Origin of the sequence: Changchengzhania lutea (genome assembly GCF_006974145.1) — a bacterium.
GTDB classification, from domain to species: domain Bacteria; phylum Bacteroidota; class Bacteroidia; order Flavobacteriales; family Flavobacteriaceae; genus Changchengzhania; species Changchengzhania lutea.
This window is the reverse complement of record NZ_CP039456.1, coordinates 1,640,030-1,654,683: the sequence shown is the minus strand read 5'-3', so window position 1 is coordinate 1,654,683 and position 14,654 is coordinate 1,640,030. Positions and strand designations below refer to the sequence as shown.

Below are 14,654 nucleotides of genomic sequence, written 5' to 3'. Positions count from 1 at the left end.
ATCATATAGAAATTAGAGGGAGTTGTTATTAAAAATCTAGTGGGTTTTTTATTTTACTACCTTTGGTGCTTTAAAAGAAACGTCTTGAAATTTACCTTCAATAAAAACGAAAAACTTAAAAGCACCAAACTGATAGACCAGCTGTTTATTGAAGGGCAATCGGTTTCTGTATATCCCTTACGTATGGTATATTTACCAACCACCTTTGATAGTGAAGTCTTATTTAAAACCGGTGTTTCTGTAAGCAAGCGCAATTTTAAGAGTGCCGTAGATAGAAACTACATAAAACGTTTACTTAGAGAAGCTTACCGATTAAATAAACCCCTTTTTTTTAACAACATTACAACACCTTATGCGTTTATGATTTTGTACATTGGCAAAGACAAACCCACCTTTGTACAGGTTGAAATGAAGATGAAACAGCTATTTAAAAAAATTTTAGATAAGGTTTCCGAATAATATTCTGGTTTTATGAGATATCTTTTATCGCTTTTTTTATTAATCATCCCTTTGGCATGTTCCACAAATTCAAACAATCCTCAAAGTGATTCTGAAGCTTATGATTATACTGTTGGAGAGGCTCAAGAAAAAGATGCTTCAACAATAAACGGTTTAATTTCAAGTCCATCTGAAACTATTGAGCAAAAAATTATAAAAGAATCGTTTCTGCGATTTGAAACCCAGGATTTAGAAAACACGTATAAACATATAAAGCGTATCATTATTCAAAATAATGGTTTCATCCAAGACGACCGTTCGAACAAATCTTATAATACCATAACTAGGCATCTCATTATAAGAATACCGACCACTAATTTTCAAACTACTGTTGATTCTATTAGTCATCATGTGGCTTATTTTGACACAAAGCGGACGTCTTCAAAAGATGTTACAGAGGAATTTATTGATATAGAAGTGCGATTAAAAGCAAAGCAAACCTTAGAAAAACGCTATCTGGAGTTACTTTCAAAAGCAAATAATGTTAAAGAAATCCTTGAAATAGAAAAAGAATTATCCAACATAAGGGAAGCTATAGAAGCAAAGCAAGGACGCTTAAAATATCTTCAAAATAAGGTATCATTAAGCACCTTGGATATTGAATTTTATAAACGGTCTGCTGAAAGTGGTGTGACTGTTTCGTATGGAGTAAAAATGTGGAATGCCGTAAAATCTGGGTTTAATGGTTTGTCTATATTTTTCCTAGGTTTATTACACATTTGGCCTTTTATAATTATACTAATCCTTTTGTTTTTTATTATTAAACGCTGGCTAAAAAAAAGACATAAAAAATGAAGCACTTTATAAATAAGAAAATCCTAATTCCCGCTTTGGTAGGTATCGTGTTTATTACAGGAACAGCCTTTAAAAATGATTTTTTCGAGATCGCGAAGCAAATAGAAATATTTACCACGCTTTTTAAAGAAATCAACATGAACTATGTAGATGAAACGAATCCCGGGGATTTGATGGATACTGCTATTAAAAGCATGCTCAACGACTTGGATCCCTATACCAGTTTTTTAAATGAACAGGATGTTGAAGCCGCACGCATTAACAACACCGGCGATTATATTGGTATTGGTGCCAGAGTAAAAACTTTAAAGGATAGGTTGATTATTCTAGAGCCTTACAAAGACTATCCTGCTGATAAGGCTGGATTAAAAGCGGGTGATGAAATTATACAAGTGGGTACCACGGTTGTAGAAACCTATAAAGATAATGCGGGCGATTTATTAAAAGGCTCTCCGGGAACCTCTGTAGAAGTTACCTACCGCAGGCAAGGAAAAACGCAAACGGCCGTTATTAACCGAGCGGAAGTTGAAATTAAAGCGGTGCCCCATTTTTCAATGATAAATGACAAAACGGGGTATATTGTATTAAGCCGGTTTAATAATAAAGCCTCATATGAAACCAATTACGCCTTAAGGGATTTAAAAGCCCAGGGTGCTAAAAATATCATTTTGGATTTACGTGGAAATCCTGGTGGTTTGTTAAATGAAGCTATTAGAATCGTGAATCTTTTTGTACCAAAAGGCCAACTTGTGGTCACCACAAAATCAAAAGTCAAACAATATAACAGAACCTATTATACCCAAAACGAACCTATTGATACCGAAATTCCCTTAGTGATATTAATTGATGGCGGAAGTGCCTCTGCAAGCGAGATTGTTTCTGGAGCCTTGCAGGATTTAGATCGGGCGGTGATTGTGGGTTCAAGAAGTTTTGGAAAAGGCCTAGTGCAGCGCCCAAAGCAATTAACTTATGGCACTCAAGTGAAAATTACCATTTCTAGATATTACACGCCGTCTGGTAGAAGTATTCAAGCCTTGGATTATTGGAATAGAAATGAAAAAGGAGAAGCAGTTCGGGTAAAGCAGGAGAATTACAATGAATATAAAACTAAAAACGGACGCTTGGTGTTTGATGGTGGTGGCGTATTTCCAGATGTTATTTTCCCAGCTTCTAAAAATGCATCCATTACCAATGCGATTGTGAATAATAATCTGATTTTTGATTTTGCCACTAATTATTATTATACGAATAACATAGACAATATAGATAGCTTCCAACTTACAGATACTGACTTTTCTGATTTCAAAACCTATTTAAAAACAAATAATTTCTCATTTGAAACCAATACCGAAAAAGCACTCTATAAGGCCTTTGAAGCTGCACGACTAGAGTCTTTAGATGATAATATTGAAAAGGATTATATGGCATTGATTTCCAATCTTAATACATCTAAAACAGCTATTATTGATGAAAACAAAGCGTTTTTATTAGAGCAATTAACTGAAGAAATTGTAAAACGCTATGTCTATAGAGAGGGTCTTTATGACTATTATAAAATTAACGATTCAAGAATTAAAAAGGCTACAGAAATTCTAGATGATCCTGGGACCTATTTAGGCTATTTAAGGTAGGTATTTCTGCGTTTATTGGGTTCCATCATAAATTTTTAAGGGCATGACAAATAAGCCTGAAAATCTCAATGAAACGCCTCAAAAGTCGCCTTTTTAGATTAAAAATAGTATATTTATGACCTTATTCTGCTACCCTACTATGAATAAACTGGTTGCTTCCATATTGCTTTTACTTACTTGTGCACTTGCTTTTACTCAAAACGATCTCACCCATGAAGTTTATTTTGATACCGATAAGTATGACGTTCCGTCGACTGAAGAAAACCGCTTGCTTTTATTTATTTCCAATTTATCGGATATGGCTATTGAGTCGATCTCTATCTATGGTTTTTGTGATGATCGCGGGGCAGACTCGTATAATATGAAACTTTCCCAACAGCGTGCTGATGCTATAAAAAGTGTTTTTTCAAGTAATGAGATTAGCGAATCGCTAATTACAAATGTGGACGGGAAGGGCGAAATTTTACTAGAAATAGTTAACGAAAAAAATTTACTTAAAATAAGAGGCTTAAACAGAAAAGTCAAAATTATAGTAAAACCAAAACCACCAACACCTAAAGAAGAACAGGTTGTTGCTGATAAACCCGTTAGTAAAACGGTGCCTGAAAAAATAAGAGGCGAGCTTAACGTTGGTGATAAAATTGTATTTGAAAACATTTTATTTAAAACAGGGTATAGCACGATTGTGCCTAAATCAAAGAAAGTATTGGAATCTATTGCTAAATCCCTTGTGGAACGCGATGATATTTATTTTACCATTCAGGGCCATGTCTGTTGTACACAGTTTAGCAGGGATGCAGTAGATAGAAAAACGAAAAAAAGAAACCTCTCTGAAGCTCGGGCAAAAAAAATTTACGATTACTTTGCTAAAAAAGGGGTAAGCAAAAAACGTATGCGTTATATGGGCATGCGCCGTAAATTCCCTTTGGGAGGTGACCCACAATTTGATAGACGTGTCGAAATTTTGATTACCTATGTGGGCGACTAGAACCCTTTATTGGTTCACTTTTTTTGTGCTAATAGGTTTTATTGGTTCATCTCAAAACACATATGTTCCTGACGATAATTTTGAACAAGCTTTAATTGAATTTGGTTTTGACACACCGCCTTTAGATGATTTTGTCCCAACGATCAATATCAGCAGTATTAAAAATTTAGATGTCGCAGAAAGGGATATTTCAGACCTTACGGGAATTGAAGATTTCACCTCTTTGCTAATTCTTGATTGTTCGGTAAATACACTCACTTCCCTAAATATTTCTGGCAATAAAAACTTAACCGAATTATATGTTTACAATAATCAAATCACAGCTATTGATGTTACCCCGCATCCTAACTTAAAAATTTTATGGTGTTTTAGTAACAGCTTATCAAGCCTTAATGTGACGAAAAACACAAACCTGATTTCATTGGTTTGTTGGGATAATAATTTGACACGTTTAGATGTTTCAAATAATACAGGGTTGAATGTCTTGGTATGTGAGCAAAATCAATTAACAATGCTTGATGTTTCAAAGAATACGACTTTAAATAGATTTCAATGCGGAAATAATTTGCTGTCTAATTTAGATATATCAAATAATTCAAACCTGACGGTTTTAGGTGCCGGTATGAACAACTTGTCAGTTATCGATGTATCACAAAACAAAAATTTAGACAACCTTAATGTGTCGTTTAATCTACTTAATAGTTTAGATATTTCTCAAAATAAGGGCTTAACAGTGTTGGACTGTAGTAATAATTTGCTTTGTAATTTAAATGTGAAAAATGGCAACAACACGAATATCACTTCTTTAGACTTCACAGGAAATTCGGATTTAAACTGTGTCGTAGTCGATAACAGTTCTGATTCTAAAAGTAATTGGCAGCCCGCAGCGTTTAGTAATTATGTTACCTCTGCGTCTGATTGCAATGCACTTGTTGAGGTAGACTTTTTGGAAAATGTAGTTACAAAAACGACTTATACGCTACCCAACCTCACTAATGGCAATTACTTTACACAATCTGGAGGAGGTGGCAGTCCTTTAAATGCAGGCGACATTATTTCGACCTCGCAAACCATTTATATCTATAACGAAACCACCTGCAACAGCAATGAAAGCAATTTTAATGTGATAATAACTGATGAAGATTATATTATCCCGAAGTACTTTACACCAAACAACGACGGCAGCAATGATACTTGGTTTGTACAAGATCTTGCGAATGCTGTAAAAAGTGTTTCTATTTTTAATAGTTATGGGAAGCTTTTAAAATACTTACCGGCTCATGCACTAGGTTGGAACGGCACTGTAAATGGACAACCTATGCCAACAAATGATTATTGGTACATGATTACTTTAAATTCTGGAGAAACACTAAAAGGGCATTTTACTTTAAAACGATAATTAGTTTTTAATCATAGCAATATGGGGAATATCATCTTCAAGATAGTCTTCTCCAACACTTACAAATCCAAGATTGCTATAGAATTTTTGTAAATAACATTGCGCTGAAATTTTAATGCGCGTGGTGTTAAAATGATCTTCAATGGCTTTAATAGAGGCTTCCATAATACGTTTTCCGTAATCATACTGCCGCTCATTTCTAGCGACAACCACTCTACCTATGCTCGATTCTTTAAAATAATCGCCTGGTTTAAATAGACGTGTATAAGCAATAATTTTACCGTCTTTAATACCAAGAACATGTAATGCTTTCTCGTCTTTTCCATCTACATCTTGATAAACACAATCTTGCTCTACAACAAAAACCTCGCTTCGTAATTGTAATAAACCATACAATTCAAGTTTGGTTAATTCTTCAAATGATTTTACTTTAGTAATCAATGTTTTACTCTGTTTATAATTAATTCATTATCGTCTGATATACTAATATTAAAAGTATAGCGGCCATCTACAACTTTAGATGCTTCGTTGTAATATAATGGTTTATGGTAAAAATTGCTGTTTTTAGTTTGAATACGTATTTCAATATCATCATAAATAGATAAAAAATAGTCGCTTATATCATACGAACCTGGGTCTATAATTTGAAAAACTACAATCCCGTCATCTGTAATCACTTCTGTTCTTTCAAATAAATATGGTGTATTATTTTTAATTATAACAACCAATGCAGGTTCTTCCTTCGAGTTATTCTCAATAGCATTTTCTAAAATGGCCTCACATGAGAAAAACAAACAAAATAGCAAACAGAAGATAACTTTGTATATGAACTCATCTTGACTTTTTCTATTTCCTAAAAAACGGCTAAAATTCGCCCATATTTCGTTACTTTTTTTATTCGTAGCGATGCTATGCCTTTCAAAAAGTATCTCATCTGTACAAATTTTATCTCGTTTTCGGTTAAAAACAAAAAGTCAAGATGAGTTCTATATAATAAATTTGATTTATCATATATCAAAAATAATACCGTACCTAGTCCTGGACAATCACATCCTTCACGTCATTTTTACCAAATTCTGGTTGAATGTTCACATGATTGATGCCATACTTATGGAATACCAAATCTTCTATTTTATGTAACACCATATCAAATTGTGTTAAAGTGATATCTTCTGTAAAATCTACATGGGCTTCAAAATGAATTTCTATCTCATTAAGTTGCCAAATATGTACATGATGCACGTTTTTAATGGTTTCAATCTGCTGCACATCATCCACTATTTCTTGTATTTTAATAGTTTCTGGAGTAAACAGCATTAAAACTTTAAACGAATCTTTTAACAAATCATAACCCATCATGACTAAATATAAGGCAATAGCAAAAGTTAAAACACTATCTACCCAATACAGTTCGTAAAACTTCATTAATAATCCACCAATTAAAACCGCAACACTAGCCATCATATCTGTAATTAAATGCAGGTAGGCGCTTTTCATGTTCATATTGGTTTTGGAATCTTTTTTTAATAAGAGTACACTGAATCCATTTCCTAATATTGCGACAATAGATAACCAAATAACCAGATTGGATTCTATTTCTTGCGGGTTTTGAAAACGATCAACAGCTTCAACTATCAATAACACAGCTATAATTATTAAAGTCGCTGCATTAATAAAAGCCGCCAAAATTTCAGCCCGTTTATAACCAAATGTTTTTTGTAATGAGGCCTCTTTCTTGGTGAGTGCATTGGCTATATAACTAATAATTAATGAAATAACATCACTAAAATTATGTAGGGCATCACTTAGTAATGATAAACTTCCTGATACCAATCCACCTACCACTTGAGCAGCTGTAATGATGATATTGAGTAAAATGGATATTAAAAGATTGCGCCCTTTTAATTCTGTATGCGAGTGTGTATGAGAATGATCATGACCCATTTATACCGATTTAAATATATAGTAATGCATAAAGAAATTGAATTATTTTTAGTTTTAATGACGCAAAAATCTAAATCATAGCCTTAGTTACGGTTTCTATTTTTAACAAAATTATAGATAAAAAGAAACAATTTATATGTGTTACTATATATTTAAATTGGTATTAACAAGACAATGGAATTTTATCGATTCTGTTCTGATGGCGGCCACCTTCAAATGGTGTATTTAGAAAGGTATCAACCATTTCTATAGCTTGATGTATCGCTGTAAAACGAGCTGGAATGCATAAGATATTAGCGTTATTATGTTGTCTGGTCAAGACCACTATTTCTTTATTCCAACATAAACCTGCACGTATATCTTGGTGTTTATTTGCCGTCATCGCTACGCCATTGCCACTACCACATATTAAAATACCAAAGTCTGCTGTTTTTTCTTTAACCTCTGTAGCGACAGGGTGCACAAAATCTGGGTAATCCACACTGTCATCTGTGTCTGTGCCATGGTTATTAACCATGTAACCCTTCGATTCTAAAAATGCGACAATAGCAAATTTATAAGCTGTTCCTGCGTGATCGTTACCAATAGATAGTGTCATTATTTAATACGTTTTAATAAAATATATACACAAAGGTAATAATTATAAGTGTGTATTATAATACTCATTACTTGTTAATAACTGTTGATTAGTTTCTAAAAGAAAAACATTGAATATCCAATTATTTTTCCAATCAAAAACCGGTATCATATAACCAAATATTTAACTCCTTTTTTGTAGAGCGTTTATCATATAATAAATAGCTAGATATAAACAGTAAAGTTAAAATACTTATAAGCAAAATAGGGTCATTATAAGTTGTTAACAACTGTGGATAGAAATTTCAAAATCATTAAAGATGAACTTATTAATAGAATTTAGAGTGTTAACTACCTATTAATAGAATGTAATTAAACTGTAAAAAAAATAAAACCTAAAAAAGTTATCCTAGCTATTAACACACTATAATAAGCACCATTGTTTTTTAAAATTTTAAAAGAAAAATAATTATATTATATATAATGTGGATAACTTCAATTTTCTGCTATAATAACATTAAGATAATCTTATTAAATAATTAAACCGTAGCTTTGTCCAAAATAAATAACGCACCTTCTCCAATAATTAGCGTTATAAAATAACAGAATTTCACTTAACTTTAGAAATTCAATATGATTACAAATTAAATGACAAGAAAGAAAAAAACGAAATCCAAAAAAGGGATTTCAGACCTTACCAATACCATCTTAAGTATTTTAAAAAAAGAAAGAAACCAAACCTTTAATTATAAACAAATAGCTTCCAAACTTGGTGTTAACGACGCTAGTAGCCGAAATCAAATTATAAAAAAATTACGCGATTTACAAGGTAAAAAGGAAATAGAAGAGGTAGAACGTGGCAAATTTAAAGCGGTTGTTAATACCGATTACCATACCGGAATTTTAGATATGTCTGCCAAAGGCTCTGGCTACATTATATCTGATGATTTTGATGATGATGTATTTATTGCTTCAAACAACATTAACAAATCTTTAAACGGCGATGAAGTTGAATTTTATGTTTATAAACGTCGTAATCGAGGCAAGTTAGAAGGCGAAATTACCCAAGTTATAAAACGTGAAAGAAGTGAATATGTTGGTGTTATCCAATTGCATAATAACTATGCCTTTGTAGTACCGGACAGTAATAAAATGTATAAGGATATTTTTGTACCCATTAATAAAACCCTTAAAGCTGAAGATGGTGATAAAGTATTAGTTCGTCTTGAAGAATGGCCAGAGAAAGCCGATTCTCCAAACGGAAAGGTCATTCAGGTTTTAGGTAAACCAGGCGATCACAATACAGAAATTCATGCGATTCTTGCCGAATATGGCTTACCACACGAATTCCCACACGACGTTGAAGAATTTGCCAATAAATTGGACACCTCAATTACCAAGGAAGAAATAGCGAAACGACGTGATATGCGTAACGACTTAACCTTCACTATAGATCCTAAAGATGCTAAAGATTTTGATGATGCCTTATCATTTAAAATTATAGAAAATGGGTTATATGAAATAGGTATTCATATCGCAGATGTGTCGCACTATTTACAAGAAGGTACCGTGTTGGATGACGAAGCTTACGAGCGTGCTACCTCGGTATATTTGGTAGACCGTGTGGTACCTATGTTACCAGAAGTATTATCTAATAATGCGTGTTCGTTGAGACCAAATGAAGAGAAATATACATTTTCGGCAGTGTTTCAAATGAATGATAAATCGGAAATTAAAAATCAATGGTTTGGTAGAACTGTCACCTATTCTGATGCTCGATTTGCTTACGAGGAAGCTCAAGCTATTATTGAGAGTGGTAGTAATGCTATTCCTAAAGAAGTATCATTAACTGGAAACGCTTATAAAACAAAACAACATATTGCAGATGCTATTTTAAAAATGGATGCCTTAGCTAAAATTATGCGTAACAGACGTATGAGAGATGGCGCTATTTCTTTTGATAAAGTAGAGGTGAAATTTAATTTAGATGCCCAATCTAATCCTGTAGGTGTCTTTTTTAAAACCAGTAAAGATGCGAATAAGTTTATAGAAGAGTTTATGCTATTAGCTAACAGAAAAGTAGCCGAATTTATAGGGAAACAAAGTCCGAAGAAAACCTTTATTTATCGGGTTCATGATGAGCCGGATGAAAGTAAATTGGAATCACTTCAAAACGTAGTAAGTCGTTTCGGTTATAAATTAAATTTTAAGGATCGAAAATCTGTAGCATCAACACTTAATAATTTATTAAAGGAAGTGCACGGTAAAAAAGAACAGAATTTGGTTGATACGTTGACGATACGTACCATGAGCAAAGCCGAATATACCACGAAGAATATTGGACATTATGGTTTGGCTTTTGATTATTACAGTCACTTTACCTCGCCCATTCGTCGTTACCCTGATGTCATGGCACATCGTTTATTACAGCAGTATTTAGATGACGGTAAGTCGGCTAACGAAGCGGTTTACGAAGATAAATGCCAACACTCCAGTAATATGGAATATTTAGCAACCAAAGCAGAACGTGATTCTATTAAATACATGCAAATTCGCTTTATGGAAGACCATAAAGATGAAAACTTTTTAGGCGTTATTTCTGGTGTGACAGATTGGGGGATATATATAGAAATTATTGAGAATAAATGCGAAGGGATGGTGAGTGTTCGGGATATGAAAGATGACCACTATCAGTTTGATCAAGATCATTATGCGCTAATTGGTAAAAATTCTAAAACCATGTACCAATTGGGTGATGAAGTTATTGTGAAAGTTAAAAATACAGATTTAGTAAAAAAGCATCTTGATTTTAAACTTATAGGTAAACCTGAAAACTAAAACTTTGTTATTTGTTTATCAATTATTATTTTTAAACAATGGAATAATAATTGATACGTTTACGTTGTAATTAAAAAACAATAAATACAAACAAATGAAATATTCAATAGTCATTTTTACCATGCTATCTGCAATGATAGTTACATCGCAAAATCCTATAGAAAAAACTATTGGAGAATTTAATACCCTTAAAGTTTACGATTTAATAGAAGTAGAACTTGTAAAATCCAATGATAATAAGGTTATTATTTCGGGTGAAAACAGTAATGATGTTTTAGTTAATAATAAAAATGGGACATTAAAAATCAAGATGAGTTTAGAAGAAATTTTTGATGGGAGTAAAACTAAGGTAACCCTTCACTATACGTCTTTAGATGTAATTGATGTTAATGAAGGAGCTAAGGTGTATTCAGATGATAAAATAAAACAGTTTGAGATCGATTTAAAAGCGCAAGAAGGCGGTAAAATAGATGTTAAACTAAATGTAAACTATGTAAATATAAAGGCTGTAACTGGAGGTATTATTAAAGTAGAAGGAAAAGCTAAAAGCCAAGATATTTCTATACAAGCTGGAGGGGTTTACAAAGGGGCTGAGCTTAAAACCGATAAAACAGAGGTTGCTATTCGGGCCGCTGGAGAAGCCTATGTTCATGCTTCTGATTTGGTAGATATTAAAATACGAGCTGGAGGCGATGTGTTCATTTACGGAAATCCAGATAAGGTAAATGAAAGTAAAGTGTTTGGTGGTCGAATTAAAAGGATGGAATAAAACCAAACTACACGTAAAATTTAAAAAGCGCCTTATTAATAATAAGACGCTTTTTTTGTGCTTAGTTATGGCGAAAATGGCATTTGTACAGTTTTTTTTTAGAGTTTTTAAAATTAGTTCAAACTATACAGGTTCTATACAATAATGGTTTTATCCCTTAATTTTACTACATTAGCAACTCAACATATTTATGTTTGCCGTGAATTTTAAGAAATTTTTATTAATCTTAATATTATTTAGTTTACAACTTGCGAATTTAGTTTATGCACAAGAACACCCCCCAATTCAATCCTATTCACCTATAGACTACGGTGGAGAAAACCAAAATTGGGCCTTTTCTCAATCTGATGACAAATATATTTACGCCGCCAATAATAAGGGTTTATTAGAATTTAATGGTGCCAAATGGTCGCTCTATACGATTTCAGATCAAAGCAATGTGAGATCTGTAGCCGTACTTGATAATAAAGTATATACAGGGAGTTATAGGGAGTTTGGATATTGGCAACGTAATGATTTTGGTTTATTAGTCTATAACACTATTTCAAAAAACTTAGAAGTTCCTTTTTTAGATGGTGAAGAGATTTGGAAAATTATTGGTATTGATGATTTTATTCTTTTTCAGTCTTTAAAACGCATATATCTGTACAATAAAAATGAAGATTCATATTCAGTTATCAATTCAGATACCAACCTATATAGAATCTTTAAAGTTGATGATAGTATCTATTTCCAAAAAACAAGAGATGGCGTATACGAGATTGTAAATGGAGAAGCACAATTGGTTTCCAATCATGATATCTTTAAGGATAACTTAGTAGTAAACGTTTTTAATCATCACAATAAATTATTATTTCAAACTGAAGACGTTGGGTTTTACATACTTCAAGATGGCACGCTCTTAAAATGGGAAATTCCAGCAAATGACCTATTATCCAAATTTCGAATCTATAGTAGCATAAAATTGAAAGATGACAGTTTTATACTTGGTACTGTTTCTAATGGTGTTTTTCATCTTACTTCAGAAGGTAATATTAACAGGAGTATAAATAAAACAGGTGGCTTAAGTAGTAATACCGTACTTGCTCTTTTTGAAGATGTGGATCATAACATCTGGTTGGGGTTAGAGAACGGTGTAGATTGTCTCAATATAAAATCAAGGTTTACTATCTACAATGACAAAGAGGGTAAAATAGGTGCGGTTAATATATCCATGCTCAGTAATAAGTATCTGTATATAGGTACCAATCAAGGCTTATTTTACAAAGAATATGGCAAAGATGAAGCGTTTACGTTTATAGAAGGAACAAAAGGGGCGGTATGGGAGTTGACTCAAATCAATGATACTATTTTTTGTGGCCATCACTCAGGAACCTTTATTATAAAAGATACAGTAGCTAAAAAGATTTATGATGCAGAAGGAACTTGGAACTTTAAAACAATTCCAAATAATCCAAATTTAATACTACAAGGGAACTATAGTGGTTTAAGTATTTTGGAATATAAGAATGACGTGTGGTCATTCAGAAACAATATAGAAGAATTTAATATATCAAGCAGGTACCTTGAATTTATTAATGATACTAATCTTTTAGTTAGTCATGAAAACCGTGGCGTATTTAATCTAAAATTTTCGAATGACTATTCAAGAGTATTAAACACTACAAAAGAAAACTCAGTCAAAAAGGGATTAAAAACGAGCTTAGCAAAATACTTAGGCAATATCTTTTATGCTCATAAAGATGGGGTATATAAATACGACTCGATTAAAAATAAGTTTGTTTTAGATAGCCTTTACAGTCAGCTCTATAAAACGGATGAATTTACCACAGGAAAACTAGTAAGTGATACAAAATCGAATAAGCTTTGGGCATTTTCAGAATCTGGTCTAAATTATATATATCCTAGAAACCTAAGCGATACCCCTAAAATTAGCCATATCCCTTTACCCAGCTATTTACGTAATGATATTTCGGGTTATGAGAATAACTCACACTTAGAAAACAACAGATATCTTTATGGTTCAGCTACGGGCTATATTATTGTTGATTTAAATAATCAAGATAATAAATCCTTTAAAATAGGTATAAACACGATTACAGTAAGCTCTTATCATAAAAGTTATAGAGCTGAAATTGTAAATAAAACTAAAAATGGCGAATTCGATAATTATAAAAACAACGTAAAATTCAACTTTAGCATCCCAGAATATAATAAATTTCTAGTGGCGGAATATCAGTATAAGTTAGAGGGTATCTTTAATGAATGGAGTCCATGGTCAACACAGCCAAGTAAATTATATGAAAACCTACCCCATGGTAATTACACATTTTATGTTAGAGGACGTATAGGTAATCAATTAACGGAAAATACAGAACAATATAGTTTCACAATTGAGGCACCTTGGTATTTATCTAATTTGGCCATAGCATTTTATATTGCATCTATACTGTTGTTCTCTTTAATAATGCACAATATTTACAAACAATATTATAAAAAACAAAGAGAGAAGTTATTACTTAAAACACAGCGAGAATTAGAGCTTCAGGAATTAGAGAATAGGCAGCAATTAATGCGTTTTAATAATGATAAACTAAAACAAGATATTGATAGCAAAAATAGGGAACTTGGTATCTCTACTATGAGTCTCATAAAAAAGAATGAATTTTTACATAGCATCAAGGCAGAACTTCAAAACGCTCAGGACAGTAAAAATCTGAAACACATTATTAAAATAATTGATCGTAACTTAAATAATACGGATGACTGGAATACTTTCGAGGAAGCCTTCAATAATGCTGACAAAGATTTCCTAAAAAAAATAAAGACACTTCACCCATCATTAACCTCAAATGATTTAAGACTGTGTGCTTATCTTAGGTTAAACTTATCGTCAAAAGAAATTGCCCCTTTGTTAAATATATCTCCTAGAAGTGTAGAAGTGAAACGTTACAGGTTACGTAAGAAAATTGGTTTATCTCACGAATCTAGCCTGACGCATTATATTTTAGAAATATAATCAACGCTACAAAACGAATAATTACCTATACATTACCACTACATTGTCCATTTTTAGTATTTTGATGTCGTGGTGCATTACTCTCGAATATGTTAATATATACGCTATGAACTTGCATTTTACGTAATAACACAAGGTTTTTTTTGTCATGTATGTTTTTTGTTGAGGTTCAAAATGTGAATTCTTTTAATACAACT

12 protein-coding genes are annotated in these 14,654 nt (G+C 32.4%); 8 read left to right on the top strand and 4 right to left on the bottom strand.

What is annotated here, in order from left to right:
* The first annotated feature begins 84 nt into the window (after positions 1–84).
* The 5 genes from rnpA to FAF07_RS07615 all read left to right on the top strand — a co-directional run bounded on the left by rnpA (position 85) and on the right by FAF07_RS07615 (position 5,311).
* Complete coding sequence (gene rnpA / locus FAF07_RS07635; protein ID WP_142784538.1) at positions 85–459, top strand: ribonuclease P protein component; 375 nt, start codon at positions 85–87, stop codon at positions 457–459.
* 12 nt (positions 460–471) lie between these two features.
* Positions 472–1,293 carry a DUF4349 domain-containing protein gene (locus FAF07_RS07630; RefSeq protein ID WP_142784537.1) on the top strand — a complete coding sequence of 274 codons (822 nt, stop codon included), beginning with the start codon at positions 472–474 and terminating at the stop codon, positions 1,291–1,293.
* Positions 1,290–2,924 carry a S41 family peptidase gene (locus tag FAF07_RS07625; RefSeq protein WP_142784536.1) on the top strand — a complete coding sequence of 545 codons (1,635 nt, stop codon included), beginning with the start codon at positions 1,290–1,292 and terminating at the stop codon, positions 2,922–2,924. The genes FAF07_RS07630 and FAF07_RS07625 overlap by 4 nt, the downstream gene beginning before the upstream one ends.
* Before the next feature lie 115 nt (positions 2,925–3,039).
* Positions 3,040–3,912 (top strand): OmpA family protein, encoded by an 873-nt coding sequence (locus FAF07_RS07620; RefSeq protein ID WP_246067805.1) that lies wholly within the window; start codon positions 3,040–3,042, stop codon positions 3,910–3,912.
* Positions 3,899–5,311, top strand: a complete 1,413-nt coding sequence (locus FAF07_RS07615) for a T9SS type B sorting domain-containing protein (RefSeq protein WP_142784535.1) — start codon at positions 3,899–3,901, stop codon at positions 5,309–5,311. The genes FAF07_RS07620 and FAF07_RS07615 overlap by 14 nt, the downstream gene beginning before the upstream one ends.
* Here FAF07_RS07615 and FAF07_RS07610 read toward each other — a convergent pair whose 3' ends face one another.
* The 4 genes from FAF07_RS07610 to rpiB all read right to left on the bottom strand — a co-directional run bounded on the left by FAF07_RS07610 (position 5,312) and on the right by rpiB (position 7,853).
* On the bottom strand, positions 5,312–5,752 hold the full coding sequence (locus tag FAF07_RS07610; protein WP_142784534.1) for a GNAT family N-acetyltransferase: 441 nt from the start codon (positions 5,750–5,752) through the stop codon (positions 5,312–5,314). It lies immediately after the preceding gene.
* On the bottom strand, positions 5,749–6,105 hold the full coding sequence (locus tag FAF07_RS07605; protein ID WP_185956539.1) for a hypothetical protein: 357 nt from the start codon (positions 6,103–6,105) through the stop codon (positions 5,749–5,751). Before FAF07_RS07605 ends, FAF07_RS07610 begins: the two co-directional genes overlap by 4 nt.
* Before the next feature lie 238 nt (positions 6,106–6,343).
* Positions 6,344–7,255, bottom strand: coding sequence for a cation diffusion facilitator family transporter (locus tag FAF07_RS07600; protein WP_142784532.1), 912 nt, complete (start codon positions 7,253–7,255; stop codon positions 6,344–6,346).
* Positions 7,256–7,418: 163 nt separating this feature from the next.
* On the bottom strand, positions 7,419–7,853 hold the full coding sequence (gene rpiB / locus FAF07_RS07595) for a ribose 5-phosphate isomerase B (protein WP_142784531.1): 435 nt from the start codon (positions 7,851–7,853) through the stop codon (positions 7,419–7,421).
* A gap of 626 nt (positions 7,854–8,479) precedes the next feature.
* Between rpiB and rnr the strand changes: the two genes are divergently transcribed.
* From rnr to FAF07_RS07580, 3 genes are all read left to right on the top strand, one after another.
* The gene (gene rnr, locus FAF07_RS07590; protein WP_142784530.1) at positions 8,480–10,669 is read left to right on the top strand and encodes a ribonuclease R; all 2,190 of its coding nucleotides are present in this window, start codon (positions 8,480–8,482) and stop codon (positions 10,667–10,669) included.
* A 94-nt stretch (positions 10,670–10,763) separates the two neighbouring features.
* A complete protein-coding gene (locus tag FAF07_RS07585; RefSeq protein ID WP_142784529.1) occupies positions 10,764–11,438 on the top strand; it encodes a head GIN domain-containing protein in 675 nt (224 codons plus the stop codon).
* A gap of 199 nt (positions 11,439–11,637) precedes the next feature.
* Complete coding sequence (locus tag FAF07_RS07580; RefSeq protein ID WP_246067804.1) at positions 11,638–14,457, top strand: helix-turn-helix and ligand-binding sensor domain-containing protein; 2,820 nt, start codon at positions 11,638–11,640, stop codon at positions 14,455–14,457.
* Positions 14,458–14,654 lie beyond the last annotated feature (197 nt).

Bases quoted from the DNA above. Each gene is read 5' to 3' on its own strand.
- FAF07_RS07615 (WP_142784535.1), top strand. From the start codon at position 3,899: ATGTGGGCGACTAGAACCCTTTATTGGTTCACTTTTTTTGTGCTAATA.
- FAF07_RS07600 (WP_142784532.1), bottom strand. From the start codon at position 7,255: ATGGGTCATGATCATTCTCATACACACTCGCATACAGAATTAAAAGGG.
- rpiB (WP_142784531.1), bottom strand. From the start codon at position 7,853: ATGACACTATCTATTGGTAACGATCACGCAGGAACAGCTTATAAATTT.
- FAF07_RS07625 (WP_142784536.1), top strand. From the start codon at position 1,290: ATGAAGCACTTTATAAATAAGAAAATCCTAATTCCCGCTTTGGTAGGT.
- FAF07_RS07585 (WP_142784529.1), top strand. From the start codon at position 10,764: ATGAAATATTCAATAGTCATTTTTACCATGCTATCTGCAATGATAGTT.
- FAF07_RS07630 (WP_142784537.1), top strand. From the start codon at position 472: ATGAGATATCTTTTATCGCTTTTTTTATTAATCATCCCTTTGGCATGT.
- rnr (WP_142784530.1), top strand. From the start codon at position 8,480: ATGACAAGAAAGAAAAAAACGAAATCCAAAAAAGGGATTTCAGACCTT.
- FAF07_RS07620 (WP_246067805.1), top strand. From the start codon at position 3,040: ATGACCTTATTCTGCTACCCTACTATGAATAAACTGGTTGCTTCCATA.